Genomic DNA, 14,773 nt, shown 5'->3' with positions numbered 1-14,773 from the left:
CGTGAGGTAACACATACGTGAGGCGAGGAGTCCGACAGTGTCTGCTTTCGACATCGTGGTCAACGACGGGTTGTGGTTCGACGGGACGGGGGCTCCAGGTCTGCGTCGAAATCTCGGAATTCGAGACGGCGTGGTCGCGGAGGTGTCCACGACGCGCCTCGAGATCGGGCCGGACACAGAAGTGATCGACGCGGCCGGCAAATGGGTTCTCCCCGGCTTTGTCGACGTCCACACGCACTACGACGCCGAAGCCTTGGTCAGTCCAGGGCTTCCGGAATCGGTTCGCCACGGCGTCACGACGGTCGTGCTCGGCAATTGCTCGCTGTCGACGGTGTATTCGACGCCGCGCGAGATCGCGGATCTGTTCAGCCGGGTCGAAGCAGTTCCCCACGACGCAGTGCTGCGCATCCTCGAAGCGAACAAGACCTGGACCGGTCCCGCGGCGTACACCGCCGCCCTCGAAGCCCTTCCCCTCGGACCCAATGTCGCGGCCTTCATCGGTCATTCCGATATCCGCACGCACGTACTCGGACTGGGGCGCGGTACCGACAAGAAGGTCAAGCCGACTCGCTCGGAACTCGGCCGGATGGGCTCGATGCTCGAGGACGCCATCGACGCTGGGATGCTGGGCCTGTCGTCGATGACCAATGCCCTCGACAAGATCGACGGCGACGAATATCGTTCTCGCTCTTTGCCGTCGACGTATGCACGGTGGAAAGAGTTCCGATTCCTCAATCGCATCCTTCGTGATCGCGGAAAGATCTTGCAGAGCGCTCCGACCATCAACCTGCATCCGAACGTCGCGGCGTTCTTCGCCGAAAGCTCGGCGATCGGGCGCAAGAAGCCGCTCAAGACGTCGCTGCTCTCCGGCGCGGATTCGAAGGCCTACCCGGTGATCGTGTACTTCATGCTCGCTGCGGCCCCACTGCTCAATCGCTTCGCCAAGACCGATTTCAAGTGGCAGCACCTTCCGGTTCCCTTCACCGTCTACGCGGATGGAATCGACCTGGTCGTGTTCGAGGAGTTCGGTGCCGGCGCCGCCGCTTTGCACCTCAAGGACCAGGTGGAGCGCAACGAACTGCTCCAGGACGAGTCGTACCGTCGCGCATTCCGTAAGGACTACGACAACAAGTTCTCACCCCGCATCTGGCATCGCAATTTCTACGATGCGGTCATCGTGGGATGCCCGGACGAGACGTTGATCGGCAAGAACTTCGGTCAGGTCGGTGACATCCGCGGAGTGCACCCGGTGGACGCGTACCTCGACCTGGTGGTGAAGTACGGGCGAGATCTTCGCTGGCGCACCACCATTGCCAATCACCGGCCCAAGTTCGCGAAGAAACTCGCCGCGAGTTCCGGTGTGCAGATGGGCTTCGGCGATGCCGGCGCGCATCTGCGCAACATGGCGTTCTACAACTACCCGGTGCGACTCCTCAAGCGCGTCAAGGACGCTCAGAGTGACCGCAAGCCGTTCCTCACCATCGAGCGCGCAATCCACCGCCTGACGGGCGAACTGGCGGACTGGTACGGCATCGACGCCGGGCATCTACGCCAGGGTGACCGCGCGGACTTCGTTGTCATCGACCCGGCCGGGCTCGACGAGTCGGTGGACGGGTTGTTCGAGGCAAAGGTTCCCGAGTACGGCGGGATCAGCCGGATGGTCAACCGCAGCGACGACGCAGCCGTCGCTACGGTGATCAACGGCCGACTCGTCTACCGCGAAGGTGAATTCGCCCCCGGATTCGGAATCGAAAAGACAGGTCAGTTCCTGCGTGCCGGTGAAAAGGCTCCGGTTACCAGGGCCGCGAAGACTAGCGTGGCGCTATGACTACACCGGCGGATCGCCTCACCTCGTACTCCCGGTCCGGGCTGACCTTCGACGTACGCGACGAAGGTCCGGCAGACGGTCCGGTGGTGGTCCTCCTGCACGGTTTTCCGCAGGATTCGAGCTCGTGGGATCAGCTCGCACCGCTGCTGCACACCCGCGGCTTCCGCACGGTGGCGCCGGATCAGCGAGGGTACTCACCCGGCGCCAGGCCGAAAGCGCGCTGGGCATACCGCGGGTCCGAACTCGCCGCTGACACTGTCGCACTGATCGACGCGCTCGCGGTGGGCAAAGTGCACCTGGTCGGCCACGACTGGGGTGCCGCAGTCGCATGGCAGGTCGCTGCCGAGCGGCCCGATTTGCTCAACACCGTTACCGCGGTGTCGGTTCCGCATCCACTGGCGTTCGTCAAGGCGATGGTGACCAGCACGCAGGGACTGAAATCGTGGTACATGGGGGCGTTCCAATTGCCGTTCGTTCCCGAGAAGGTTCTGTCCTCCACCTCGGCGGGTGAGAAGTTCCTGATCTCGAGCGGGCAGACGCCGGAGAACGCACGGCGCGATCTGAATGCCATGCTGGCTCCCGGTCGGCTACGCGGCGGTCTGAACTGGTACCGCGCGATGTGGATGACCAAGCCGAACCCCGCAACTGCCAGGGTCACCGTGCCGACCCTGCACGTCTGGAGTGACGGCGACGCCGCCATCGGCCCCAAAGGGTCTGCGCTCACCCCCGCGTTTGTCGACGGCCCGTACCGGTTCGAGGTTCTCAGCGGCGTGAGCCACTGGATTCCGGACGAGGCGCCGGTCGAGTTGGACCGACTGCTGGGTGAGCATCTCAGCAGCTGACCGCGTTTTGATCACTGAAGCCCCCGCCGTTCGGCGGGGGCTTCAGTCGTCAGCAAGGTCGTCAGCAAGGTCGTCGACCAACCGTGGTCAGCGAGCTCCGAATCGCTCTTCCACCTGCTCCTTCGTCAGACCGAACTCCTCGAGCGTGTACTTGTGCGACGGTTTGCGAGCACCCGAGCGGCTTTCCTCGTGCATGGCCTCCATCGACTGCTGCGCGGCAGCTGTCAACGGGATGTCGAAGTGCGTGTAGATGTTCTCGACGGTTCCCAGCGGATCGGTGACGAAGTCCTGATAGTCGACGTCGATGAACTGTGCGGGATTGTGGTGTGCGCGTGCACTGTCGAACTGCTCGAGCCCCCTGGCCCACAATTCGAGCTGACTTTCGCCGATCACCTTGTCGGTGAACGTGTTCGACCAACCCTCTGTAGCCTGGGCGGCCAGGCTGCACACCGACGGAATGATCGTCGTAGGGGAGCGGTGAGTCTGAATGACGAGCGCGTCGGGGTACGCCTCCATCAATTCGTCGAGCGCGAACAGGTGGCTCGGGTTCTTGAGGACCCACCGTCGATCCTGATCGGGCAGACCGATCAGCTGCAGGTTCTTCTTGTGTCGTGCATAGGCGTTCGACCACTCCTGGTCCTTCAGCCATGCGGAGTACGTGGGTAGATTGGCCAGACACTCGTACGACACGGACTTGAACGTCTGACGCAAGAGTTGCCAACATTCTTCGACTTCGCTGGCCGACATGTAGTGCACGCCCATGAATTCGGGATGCTCGACGTGGTGTTGACCGAATGTCTCCTCGATCTTGGCGAAGACCGGGTTCGATTCCCACGTATCGCGAGGCGGGCGAGGCTGAGGGAACTCGGTCAGCCACATCTCGAGGCCCTGGTGAGCCGGGTCGACCGTGAGGAGGCGGTGCAAGGCAGTGGTGCCCGTGCGTGGCAATCCGGTGACGAAGATCGGCCGCTCGATCTTGACGTCGGCGTGTTCCGGATGCTCCTTCCACGCCGATTCGCTGAGGAGACGGGCCACCAGGGCGCCGCGAAGGAATACCCGAGAGATCTTGCTGCCGAAGGGCGTCAGATCCTCGTCGCGGTCGTAAGACTCGAGGAGGACCGACAGAGCCTCGGTGTAATCGTCGACGCCGAAGTCCGTCAGGCCGGTCATCCGCGTCGCCGAGGCATGGAGATCCTCGACGGTGCCGACGTGAGTGCGTTCAGTCATGGTGCTCCTAGTGATGGAATTCGCCGCAGTTGACGTCGATGCATTGGCCGGTGATCGCGCTGGCCATCGGGGACGCCAGGAAGATCGCCGCATCGGATACTTCATCCGTCGTCGGCAGGCGCTTGAGGTCGGTGTTCGACGCAGTGTGCTCGTAGATCTGCTCGACAGTCATGCCGAACTTCTCCGCCTGGTGCGCGAAGTATCCCTTGAGGGTGTCACCCCAGATATAGCCGGGTGCAATCGAATTGACACGAATTCCCTGCGGGCCGAGTTCGGTGGCCAGGGACTGCGACATGGCGAGCAGGGCCGACTTCGCCATCTTGTAGCTGCCGTAACGCTCTTGCGAATGCCGCAACACCATCGAATTGATGTTCACCACGGAGCCGTCCGACTCGGCAAGTGCCGGCGTGAACAGCTGAGTCAGGCGCAACGCCCCGAGAACGGTCAGTTCGATGCTGTCGCGGATGTGCTGGTAATCGGTGCGAGCCAACGGTTTCATCGACGGAATCGAGAATGCATTGTTGATCAGAGTGTCCACTTTGCCGTAGGCGGCAATGGACTCGGCCACCAGATTCTCGGCGGAAGCCTGGTCGGTGATGTCGGTGGCAACGGTGACGGCGCGCCCACCGGCATCGACTATTTCTTTCGCAACGTCGTCGAGTCGCGATTGCGTACGTGCTGCGAGAACAAGACTCGCGCCGGCCGACGCACATCGAAGGGCCAGAGCGCGGCCGAGTGCCGGGCCGACTCCGGAGATGACTACTACACGGTCTTCGAGCAAGGCGGTCATGATTACCCCAGCATTCGGTTGTCGATGGCGGCCTGGCGCTGGGCAATGCGTGCTGCCCAGTCCTCGGCGGTGATGGCGTTGGTGTCGAAATGCGGCAGGTGCTTCGCAATATCTGCGACGGCGACGATTTCGACGGTGGGACCGTCCTGCGGCGTCAGCTCGCGGGACACGCGCTGCCAACGGAACTGCAGAATGCCGCGCGGATGTCCGACGGTTTCGATCCAGTTGGTGACACCGGGGTTCTTCTCGCTGACCACCATTCGAACCATCCCGTCCGGATCGACCTGTGCCTGGCCGTTGTTGAGGGAGGTCTGATGATTGACGTAGTCCAGTGAGATGTACCAGAGGCTCCCCAGTTGGAAGCCGAGATACGGTGCGTCGGAGGCGGGAACGGTGATGATCATCGCCTGCTCGTCGGTGAGTTCGTAATGTCCCACCGACGAGTACTGCGTTGCCAGCCCGCCCGGTGTCAGGCGTGGTTCGGTCATGGTGTTGACCGCGAGCTTGAGGTAGAACCACTCCGGGAACTGGAGCCACGTCTTGACCCGCGTGACCAGTGCCTTCCCAGCCCGGGCGTAACGCTTCTCGGTCTCTTCGGCGGTGAGAGGTGGCGGCGCGATCCCGATCGAATCGGTGCGCTCGATGCGGATCACGCCGCGCTGCTGACTCCAGTCGCTGTAGACCTCGCGAACAACCAGCTGCGAGGATCCGGGCGCCAGGGTGTAATAGTTGGCTCGTCCGTCGGCGGGGCCGGGGCCGAACCAAGCGACGAAGTTGCCGTCGTCGTCTATCTCCAGCTCGCGGTCGTCGAAGGCGATTTCGCTTCCGGGAACGTTCGAGTTGGTGTAGTTCCCACTCAACACTTGGAAGCTGAGATCGGCTGTGGTGCCGCGCTTTCCGGTGACCTTGTATTCCTTGTCGTCGTTGATTCGGGCGCCGAAGTACAGAGTGTCGGGGTTGTCGAGGCCCATCTTGGTGAATGGTCCGGTGCCCTGGATGAAACTCGGATGGGTCTTTTCGCCGGCCCAGGCGGCATGCGTCGTCGCGATGATTCCGCCGGCCAGATATTGGTATCCCTCCAGTAGATCCTGTTCGGATCTGATGTGCGGCGCAGTCTCGATCAATTTCTCGGCTTCGGCGATCGCCTCGGCAAACGGGTCCGTCAGCACGCTGGCTCCTCACAGTTCCGACTATGTCGCCGGTCCAGAGCGTCGTGGTACAAATATGTACCTATTTGGTAGATGTTGGGTATTTCGACAATAGAACGCGTTCTAGGGAGTGGTCAATGGGTGGACCGGAGAAGACGCCTGAAGAGGGACGCCCGAGGGGGAGGCAATCGCCTCCCACCGAACGGGTGGTTCAGGTGCTCGACTACCTCGTCGGCCGCCCTGATCAGCGGTTCGGGCTGTCGGAACTGGCCCGCGCGCTCGAGATCAGCAAGCCCACCTGCTTGGGAATCCTCACGGCGCTGGCTGATCGTGGATACCTGACTCGGGACGAGGTGTCGAAGACCTATGGGCTCGGTCCGGCCTTGATCGCGGCCGGACGTGCAGCTCAGCGAGGATTTGCCGTCGGACCCATTGCCCGTACCCATCTGGAGAAAGTGAGCACGGAGTTCGGGACGACGTGCACGGCGTCCGGTGTGATCGGTGATCAGATCAGCGTTCTCGAAGTGACCGGACCGATCGGCGCGCGTCGCGCTGCCAAGGTCGGTCAGGTGTACCCGTTCGCTCCGCCGGTCGGGCTGATGTACGTCCTCTGGGGTTCGGATCACGACATGGACAGTTGGCTGAGCAAAGAGCCGAGCCTGCCGGTGCGCTTGGATCGCGAGCGTCTGTGGAACGTGGTCCGCGAGTGTCGGGCTGCGGGATATCTGGTCGAGAGTCTGGATCCCGTCGGGCAGCGACTGCACACGCTGATGGCGGGCGTTGCGACGCACGATCTTCCGCCGGAGGTGCGTGAACTGCTCGGTGAGATGGTGTCGAGCCTGGGCGAGAGGGTGTATCTCGGACGCGACATCAGCTCTGACGACGAGCATCCCGTCAGTCTCATCGCGGCCCCGACCTACGACGCCGAGGGGCATCAGGCCCTTGTGCTGACACTTTATGTGGGTGGGGCGATCACGGGCGCCGAGATCGAGCGCCGCGCCGCGGTGCTGGTTGCGGCGGCGGATGCGGTGACGGCGGAAGTTGGTGGCAGGAGTCCGGTTCGCGGTCTGTGACGTCTTATTGCCGGTCATTGACCTTTGGGTAGAACGAGTTCTATTCTGTGATTGCGTTCAATTTAGAACCAGTCCGGTACATAAATGTACCGATGCGGAAATGGTGTTCCGCACGGAGTACGTGATGCTCAGGAGCGAAAGACATGGCAACACTCCAGACCCCGCCCGCCTACGAGTTGTCGCATCTGCGAGCACTCGAAGCGGAGGCGGTCCATATTTTCCGCGAAGTCGCAGCGACTTTCGAAAAGCCGGTCCTCCTGTTCTCCGGAGGTAAGGATTCCGTCGTGATGCTGCACGTAGCGGCCAAGGCATTCTGGCCTGCCCCACTGCCGTTCGCTGTGATGCACGTCGACACCGGTCACAATTTCGACGAGGTGATCGAATTCCGCGATCAGACGGTCGATCGCTTCAACCTGCGTCTTGTCGTCTCCAGCGTGCAGGACGACATCGACGCCGGTCGCGTCATCGAGGACACCGGAGTCGGTTCCAGTCGCAATCGCCTCCAGACGCACGCGTTGCTGCGCGGAATTCGCGACAACAAGTTCGACGCCGTGTTCGGTGGTGCTCGCCGAGACGAGGAGAAGGCGCGCGCCAAAGAGAGGGTGTTCAGCTTCCGGGACGAGTTCGGGCAATGGGATCCGAAGGTGCAGCGACCTGAACTGTGGAACCTGTACAACGGCAAACACCGTAAGGGCGAACATATTCGGATCTTCCCGCTCTCGAACTGGACAGAGCTCGACATCTGGCAGTACATCGAGAGCGAGCAGATCGACCTCCCCGGCATCTACTACGCCCATCGTCGCGAGGTGGTTCCACGCGACGGAATGTTGTTGGCACGCACCCGTTTCCTCGAGCTTCGCGCCGGCGAAGAGTCCTACGAGGCGTTGGTGCGCTTCCGTACGGTCGGCGACGCAACGTGTACCGGATGTGTCGAATCGTCGGCCGAAACACCGGGCGCTGTCGTGGAAGAAGTTGCGGCGAGCCGTATCACGGAGCGTGGCGCAACCAGGGCTGATGACCGGATTTCCGAAGCTGGCATGGAAGATCGTAAGAAAGAGGGGTACTTCTGATGCCGCAACTGCTGAGAGTCGCTACAGCGGGCAGTGTCGACGACGGAAAATCGACACTCATCGGCCGGTTGCTCTACGACTCCAAGTCGATCTTCGAGGACCAACTCGAGGCCGTGGAACGGAGCAGTCGAGAACGCGGCGACGAGTACGCCAACCTCGCGCTACTGACCGACGGATTGCGCGCCGAGCGTGAACAGGGCATCACGATCGACGTGGCCCACCGGTATTTCGCGACCCCTCATCGGAAGTTCATCATTGCGGACACTCCCGGGCACGAGCAGTACACCCGCAACATGGTGACCGGCGCGTCGACGGCCGATCTTGCCCTGATCCTGGTGGATGCTCGCAAAGGGGTGCTCGAACAGACGCGGCGGCACGCCTTCTTGTCCACTCTCCTGGGGATACCGCACCTCGTGCTGTGTGTGAACAAAATGGACCTCGTGGGCTGGTCTCAGGAACGGTTCGAGGAGATCAAGGAAGAATTCCGACAGTTCGCGATCAAGTTGGACGTCCACGACCTGACGTTCATTCCGGTCTCGGCGCTGTTGGGGGACAACATCGTTGCCCGGACCGAGAACATGTCCTGGTACGACGGGCCTTCTCTGCTGCACCATCTCGAGCAGGTGCACATCGCGTCGGATCGCAATTTGATCGACGCGCGTTTCCCGGTGCAGTACGTGATCCGTCCGCAGAAGCAGACCGACGCCGACCTCCACGATTTCCGTGGATACGCCGGAACGGTGGCCAGTGGCGTCTTCAAGCCCGGCGACGAAATCGTGGCTTTGCCTTCAGGATTCACCTCGACGGTGAAGGCAGTCCACGGGCCGGGCGGTGACGTGATCGACGAAGCGTTTGCGCCCTCGGCCGTCTGCATCGAGCTGACCGACGACCTCGACGTCAGCCGCGGGGACCAATTGTGTCGGCTCAACAACCGGCCGCAGGTCGGGCAGGAAATCGATGCGATGGTCTGTTGGTTGACCGAACAGACAACTCTGTCGGAGAACAATCGCTACTCGTTGCTGCACACCACGCGCTCCACGAAAGCGCAGATCGTCAAGCTCGACTACCGGCTGGACGTCAATTCTCTGCACCGCGACGAGAAGGCAGAATCTCTGTCCCTCAACGAGATCGGCCGCATCTCGATCAAGACGCAGCAGCCGTTGATGTTCGATCCCTACCGCCGCAACCGCGTGACGGGCAGCTTCATTCTCGTGGACGAGACCACGGGCAATACCGTCGCCGCCGGAATGATCAACGGTCCGACGCTCAAGGAATCGCGCGTCGTCTGGCACAGTTCGGAGGTTTCTCGCGAGGAACGTGCGACTGCCGGCGCCACCGTGTGGCTCACCGGTCTCTCGGCCTCGGGTAAGTCGACGATCGCGGTGGAACTCGAGCGGCGGTTGGTGGCCGCGGGTATCCCAGCGTACCGCCTCGACGGCGACAACCTCCGGCACGGATTGAACGCGGATCTGGGATTCAGTGCCGATGACCGCGCCGAGAACGTCCGCCGAGTCGGCTCGGTGGCGCAGTTGTTCGCTGATTCAGGTGCAGTGGCAGTGGCCTGCCTGATAAGCCCGTACCGCGAAGATCGTGATCGAGTGCGGGCGGCGCACGAGGCCGCCGGGCTGAAGTTCGTCGAGGTCTACGTCGACACCCCGATCGAGCAATGTGAAGCCCGAGACCCCAAGGGCATGTACGCCAAGGCCAGGGCCGGGGAAATCACGGGATTCACCGGAGTCGACGATCCCTACGAAGCTCCGACAAGTCCCGAGCTGGTGATCAGACCCGAAGACGGAACGCCTACCGAACTTGCGCTGCGAATTATGGAAGTGTTGGACCGGTGAGCGAATCCACACACAGCAGAATCGCCGACGAGGCACTCGCGGCGGAATTGGCGCAGGCCGCCGGTGCGATCCTCCTGGGGATCCGAGCCGAGGGTCTGGGTGTCGACGACGGTCGTGAACTGGGCCGCCGGGGCGACAAGGCCGCCGATTCCTACATCCTCGACCGGTTGGCTGCCGAGCGGCCGGGTGATGCCGTGCTCTCTGAGGAATCTGCCGACGATCGCAGTCGTCTGGATGCAGCTCGGGTCTGGATCATCGATCCGCTGGACGGCTCCAAGGAATACGGCTTGCCGAATCATGCGGATTGGGCAGTGCACGTGGCGCTTTGGGAGCGCGGTCGCGGAATTACCGCAGCCGCGGTTGCTCAGCCGGCGCTCGGAGCGGTGTACTCCAGTGGCGACGAGGCAGCTTCGGTTGCCGCCAACTCGCCGCTCCGCGTAGTAGTCAGCGGATCGCGACCACCCGCATTCACCGAAGCGGTGGCAGCCGAACTCGGCGCCGACGTGGTGCACATGGGATCGGCCGGCGCCAAGGCGATGGCGGTGGTGCGCGGCGAGGTCGACGCGTACCTGCACGCCGGTGGGCAGTGGGAATGGGATTCGGCTGCACCCGTCGGCGTCGCACAGGCGGCGGGACTGCATTGCAGCCGCATCGACGGTTCGCCGCTGCTCTACAACGAATCTCATCCGTACCTGCCGGATCTCGTGATCTGCCGACCGGAGTTGTCGGAGTCGATCCTGGGCGCAATTGCCAAGCACTCCACGGAGTCTGCGGTCAGCGGACGCGTCGCCATGGCGCGTGAATACGTGAACGCATTGCTCACTCATGACGCAACGAAGGTCCGCTTCGCCGCCGACGCCTGGCGGGTCGAGAACGGTCAGCGAACCGGTGACAGCGGCGCCTTCATCAGCAACGAGCTCGAACAAGGCCAGCAATATCGCGGAATCGTGGCGATACGTGAACTCGCGCTGCGTGAGTGGGGCGAGAGCGTCGTAGCCCGGTATCTGCTCGACCTCGGAACACCTGGCCAGGCACCGGCCGTCACAGTTTTCGTCACCGAGTACTTCGGGATACCGGCAGGCGAGATCGAAAGCATCCTGGCAATCATCGAACCCCACGAAGACGATTCGAAAGAGGCTGGCACACAATGACATCGGACAAGCTGATCACCGATTTCTGCGCGCTGTGGGCAGACGCCGATGTTGCAAAGATCGTCGACTACTTCACCGATGACGTCGTTTATCACAACATCCCGATGGAGCCCGTGGTCGGTCGCGAGGCCGTCCGGGCGTTCATCGAGCAGTTTGTCGGTGCCTTCGGCAACATCGACTTTCAGATCAAGCGTCAGGTCGCGGACGGCAACACCGTCATGAACGAGCGCGTCGACGTCTTCACCATCAACGGCGCCGAGGTAGCGCTCCCGGTCATGGGGGTGTTCGAAGTCGAGGACGGAAAGATCAAAGCCTGGCGCGACTATTTCGACATGGCACCGATCAACGCGGCAGCCGGCCAGGCCTGATCGGGGCGCCTACTCCGCGACGACAGCGTGCGGGTAGTCCGACGAGCGGTGCTGGAAACGCGTAATGGCGGGATTCACGATGACGCCGTCACGGATTTCGATGGCGCGGTCGACGGTCTCGTCTGCCTTCCAGGCCGTCTCTCCTGCCATCACAGTGGGCAGGTAGGGAAGAAGTGATTCGCTGATCTCCCACGACGCGGAGTTCCACAGGTACGACGGGCTGTGATCGACGCCGTAGTAAGTGATGTTGTCGCCGACGATGAAGGTCGGATCCGCGAACGAGGTGGGACGAGCCCAGCTGAACCCCATGCCTTCGTCGCACGAGACGTCGACGATGAGGCTTCCCGGTTGGAAGTCCATGAGGTCTTCCTCGGTCAGGAACGTCAGTGGGGCGTCCGTGTTCTGCAGTACGCAGTTGACGACGATGTCGTGCTCGGCCAAGAAACCGGGCACCGGCACGCTGTGGTTGTCGAGCATGACGTGGCTGCCACGGACGTCACCGTTGTTGTTGTCGAACGAGACCATGCGCGCCGAGTGGATGGGGGAGCTGACCGCGGTGACTCCACGCTGGGTGAGGACGTCCACTTCGTGGATACCGTGCGCCTTGAGTGCTGTGACCGCGCCGCGTGCAGTGGCTCCGAAACCGATCACGGCAGCGGTGAGACGCCGGCCGTAATCACCGGTGGAACCGATCAACTGCAGGGCGTGCAGTACCGAGCAATAACCGGCGAGCTCGTTGTTCTTGTGGAACACATGCAGATTGAACGATCCGTCGCTGTGCCAGAAGTTCATGGCCTCGAAGGCGATGAGAGTCAGTTTCTTGTCGATCGCGATCTGTGTCAGTTCGGTGTCCTGGACACAGTGCGGCCAGCCCCAGAGAACCTGACCTGACCGTAGTTCGGCGAGGTCACGCACCAACGGCTTCGGTAGCAGAACCACATCGGTTTCCGCCAAAATCTGCTTGCGCGTGCGGATTCCGGCAACGAGGCGCGAGAGGTAGTCGTCGGAGTAGCCGAAGGGGTGGCCGTAGCCTTCTTCGAGGTAGATCCGAGAACGTAGTTCGGCATCGATGCGATCGAAATGCGCAGGATGGATCGGCAACCGGCGTTCTGCCGGTTTGCTCGACTGTCCGATGACTCCAAGGGTGCGTGCGTTGTTCAATTGTGTATCTCTCGATAGGAGCAGGTAGAGATGTCAGGCAGGAGCCTGAGGGACTAGCAGAAGCCGCAGGAACGCTGGCAGATTGCCTCGGCCAGGACCGCGTGAAAGCGTGCTGGCTGCGCTGCTGTCGATCGCCGACGGCAACAGAAAGGCGCGTCGGTATGTGCTCAGTCTAGTCCGGAACGGCCCTCGCCCGGTGGCCGGGCGCTGTGTCGTGCTCCGCTGACGTGTGGCTACTGCTCGCGCAGGCGTGAGTCCAGTACGGCCAGTTGGATTTTGCTGGCGTCCGCGTGTACCTGACGTCCTTTGTCGGTGACGTCGACGAAGACTCCGCGCCGGTCGGCCTCGCACAGTGCTCGCTGAACCAGTCCGGCCTTCTCGAGACGGGCCACGCTACGGGAGAGCGCGCTGGGACTCAGGTACATCTCCGAGGCAAGCTCCTGCATGCGTGGACGTACGCACGTGGCGTCCATGAGTCGGTCGAGAGCCTCGAAGTCGCTCATGCTCAGCCCATGCGCCGACTGCATCTGGCGATCGAGTTCGCACGCGATGTCGTTGTAGCTGGTCGACAGCGAGCGCCAGGTGTTGCGCAATTCGGATTCCGACGTCACGACCGCATTCTAGTTGAAGACTCGATTACGTGCAATTGCATTAAATGCTTGTGCATTATGTGCATGTGCATCTATTCTCGCTGACGTGACTTGCACAGACTCGACACTCAAACCATTCGATTCGCCGGAAGCCCCGGTTTCTACGGAATCCTCGGATCCGGCCACAGGGGAGGGCTGGTCCCTCAAGCTGTGGGGCATCCTCGCGGTGCTCTGCCTCGTGTTGTTCCTCGACGGTCTCGATGTGTCGATGGTGGGCGTCGCGCTTCCGTCCATCGGCAATGAACTGGGCCTGTCCACTACCTCGCTGCAGTGGATCATCAACGGCTACGTCCTCGGATTCGGCGGCCTGTTGCTACTCGGTGGGCGTACCGCCGATCTTCTCGGGCGCAGGAAGGTCTTCCTGATCGCACTGACCGTGTTCGCAATCGCCTCGCTGGTCGGTGGCCTTGTCGACAACGGAACACTGCTGATCGCATCACGATTCGTGAAGGGATTGGCCGCGGCCTTCACCGCTCCGACCGCAATGTCCATTCTCACCACGACGTTCAAGGAAGGTCCGGCCCGTAACCGTGCGCTGTCGGTGTTCTCCGTGTTCGGCGCCAGTGGTTACTCGTCCGGTCTGATCCTCGGTGGGCTGTTGACCAGTGCCGGTTGGCGATTCACGTTCCTGATGCCGGTTCCGTTTGCCGTCATCGCGCTGATCGGTGGGTACTTCCTCATTCCGCGGGACCGTCCCGCAGATACCGGGGGACACGATCTCGTCGGCGCCGTCACCCTGGTGACGGGAATGCTTCTCACGGTGTACACGATGGTTTCGGCTCCGACCCGTGGATGGGCACACCCGATGACGCTGGGTTCGTTCGCCGTCGCAGCCGTGCTTCTGGCGACGTTCTTCTTCGTGGAGAAGAAGGTGGCGCATCCGCTTGTGCGACTTGGGCTTCTGCGCGTCGGCACTATCGTTCGTGCGAATCTGGCCATCATCGCGCTCTTCGGTTCCTACCTGAGCTTCCAGTTCATGATGACGATCTTCCTGCAGTCGGCCCTCGGCTGGTCGCCCCTGAAGATGGCGATGGCACTGCTCCCCGCGGGCATCATCGTCGCCTTCGGATCACCGTTCGTCGGACGGCTGGTCGACCTGTACGGCAGTGCCAAGCTCATCATCGCGGCACTGACGTCGCTCAGCGTCGGGTACCTCTGGTTCCTCTTCGCGGGCAGCGATTCACCGTCGTACGTCGTGGCGATTCTGCCGAGCGTCATCCTGCTCGGACTCGGATTCGCGCTGGGGTACACCTCGATCATGGCCCAGGCCACCTCGGGTGTCGACGACTCGGAGCAGGGTTTGGCGTCCGGGCTGGTGAACACCTCCGCTCAGGTCGGTGCGGCGCTCGTGCTCGCTCTGACCACTGCCCTCGTAACCGCTGGATCGCACACCGCGTCCGGCGCCGGTACCGCCGGATTCGAGCAGTTCCATCCCGGACTGATCCTGGTTACCGGAGTCGCGCTGGTGGGCTTGGCGATCACCGTCTCGCCGCTGGTACGTGGAAGGTCGCTGCGGGGAAGATCCGTGCGTGAAAGGCGCGCTGAGGAAGAAAAGGAATTGGCCGAGGTCAACTGAATACTCGCTTCATCCGCGAATGCGCTCGGCCGCGTAGGAGACAAT

General features: G+C 62.3%; 13 protein-coding genes. 8 read left to right on the top strand and 5 right to left on the bottom strand.

Annotated features, from left to right (window positions below; translation table 11 throughout):
- Positions 1-37 precede the first annotated feature (37 nt).
- Together QRN54_RS32355 and QRN54_RS32350 are read left to right on the top strand one after the other, a co-directional pair.
- On the top strand, positions 38-1,828 hold the full coding sequence (locus tag QRN54_RS32355) for an N-acyl-D-amino-acid deacylase family protein (RefSeq protein ID WP_003941306.1): 1,791 nt from the start codon (positions 38-40) through the stop codon (positions 1,826-1,828).
- Positions 1,825-2,670, top strand: coding sequence for an alpha/beta fold hydrolase (locus QRN54_RS32350; RefSeq protein WP_064113028.1), 846 nt, complete (start codon positions 1,825-1,827; stop codon positions 2,668-2,670). The genes QRN54_RS32355 and QRN54_RS32350 overlap by 4 nt, the downstream gene beginning before the upstream one ends.
- 87 nt (positions 2,671-2,757) lie before the next feature.
- Here QRN54_RS32350 and QRN54_RS32345 read toward each other — a convergent pair whose 3' ends face one another.
- Genes QRN54_RS32345 through QRN54_RS32335 form a run of 3 tightly spaced genes read right to left on the bottom strand, consistent with a single transcriptional unit; the run spans position 2,758 to position 5,856 of the window.
- Positions 2,758-3,897, bottom strand: a complete 1,140-nt coding sequence (locus QRN54_RS32345; RefSeq protein ID WP_075833736.1) for a sulfotransferase family protein — start codon at positions 3,895-3,897, stop codon at positions 2,758-2,760.
- Positions 3,898-3,904: 7 nt separating this feature from the next.
- Complete coding sequence (locus QRN54_RS32340; RefSeq protein WP_007726165.1) at positions 3,905-4,687, bottom strand: SDR family oxidoreductase; 783 nt, start codon at positions 4,685-4,687, stop codon at positions 3,905-3,907.
- Positions 4,688-4,689: 2 nt separating this feature from the next.
- Entirely contained in the window at positions 4,690-5,856 is a 1,167-nt protein-coding gene (locus tag QRN54_RS32335; RefSeq protein ID WP_030537322.1) for a hypothetical protein, read from the bottom strand.
- Between the two features lie 116 nt (positions 5,857-5,972).
- Between QRN54_RS32335 and QRN54_RS32330 the strand changes: the two genes are divergently transcribed.
- The 5 genes from QRN54_RS32330 (at position 5,973) to QRN54_RS32310 (ending at position 11,341) form a co-directional block, all read left to right on the top strand.
- A complete protein-coding gene (locus QRN54_RS32330; RefSeq protein WP_047270168.1) occupies positions 5,973-6,908 on the top strand; it encodes a helix-turn-helix domain-containing protein in 936 nt (311 codons plus the stop codon).
- Positions 6,909-7,051: 143 nt separating this feature from the next.
- A complete protein-coding gene (cysD, locus tag QRN54_RS32325) occupies positions 7,052-7,978 on the top strand; it encodes a sulfate adenylyltransferase subunit CysD (protein ID WP_003941285.1) in 927 nt (308 codons plus the stop codon).
- On the top strand, positions 7,978-9,822 hold the full coding sequence (gene cysC / locus QRN54_RS32320; protein ID WP_003941334.1) for an adenylyl-sulfate kinase: 1,845 nt from the start codon (positions 7,978-7,980) through the stop codon (positions 9,820-9,822). The genes cysD and cysC overlap by 1 nt, the downstream gene beginning before the upstream one ends.
- On the top strand, positions 9,819-10,973 hold the full coding sequence (locus QRN54_RS32315) for a 3'(2'),5'-bisphosphate nucleotidase CysQ (RefSeq protein WP_003941396.1): 1,155 nt from the start codon (positions 9,819-9,821) through the stop codon (positions 10,971-10,973). Before cysC ends, QRN54_RS32315 begins: the two co-directional genes overlap by 4 nt.
- A complete protein-coding gene (locus tag QRN54_RS32310) occupies positions 10,970-11,341 on the top strand; it encodes a nuclear transport factor 2 family protein (protein ID WP_007726173.1) in 372 nt (123 codons plus the stop codon). Before QRN54_RS32315 ends, QRN54_RS32310 begins: the two co-directional genes overlap by 4 nt.
- 9 nt (positions 11,342-11,350) lie before the next feature.
- Here the strand turns inward: QRN54_RS32310 and QRN54_RS32305 are convergent, their stop codons facing one another.
- Both QRN54_RS32305 and QRN54_RS32300 read right to left on the bottom strand, forming a co-directional pair.
- On the bottom strand, positions 11,351-12,502 hold the full coding sequence (locus QRN54_RS32305; RefSeq protein ID WP_285183984.1) for a N(5)-(carboxyethyl)ornithine synthase: 1,152 nt from the start codon (positions 12,500-12,502) through the stop codon (positions 11,351-11,353).
- Positions 12,503-12,735: 233 nt separating this feature from the next.
- Positions 12,736-13,113 (bottom strand): MarR family winged helix-turn-helix transcriptional regulator, encoded by a 378-nt coding sequence (locus tag QRN54_RS32300; RefSeq protein ID WP_285183983.1) that lies wholly within the window; start codon positions 13,111-13,113, stop codon positions 12,736-12,738.
- Positions 13,114-13,198: 85 nt separating this feature from the next.
- On the opposite strand from QRN54_RS32300, the gene QRN54_RS32295 reads away from it, so the two are divergent.
- Entirely contained in the window at positions 13,199-14,728 is a 1,530-nt protein-coding gene (locus QRN54_RS32295) for an MFS transporter (RefSeq protein WP_285183982.1), read from the top strand.
- The last annotated feature ends 45 nt before the right edge of the window (positions 14,729-14,773 follow it).

Origin of the sequence: Rhodococcus sp. MEB032 (genome assembly GCF_030208925.1) — a bacterium.
GTDB lineage: Bacteria > Actinomycetota > Actinomycetes > Mycobacteriales > Mycobacteriaceae > Rhodococcus_F > Rhodococcus_F qingshengii.
The sequence above is the reverse complement of the archived record's forward strand: the minus strand, read 5'-3'. Positions and strand labels throughout refer to the sequence as shown.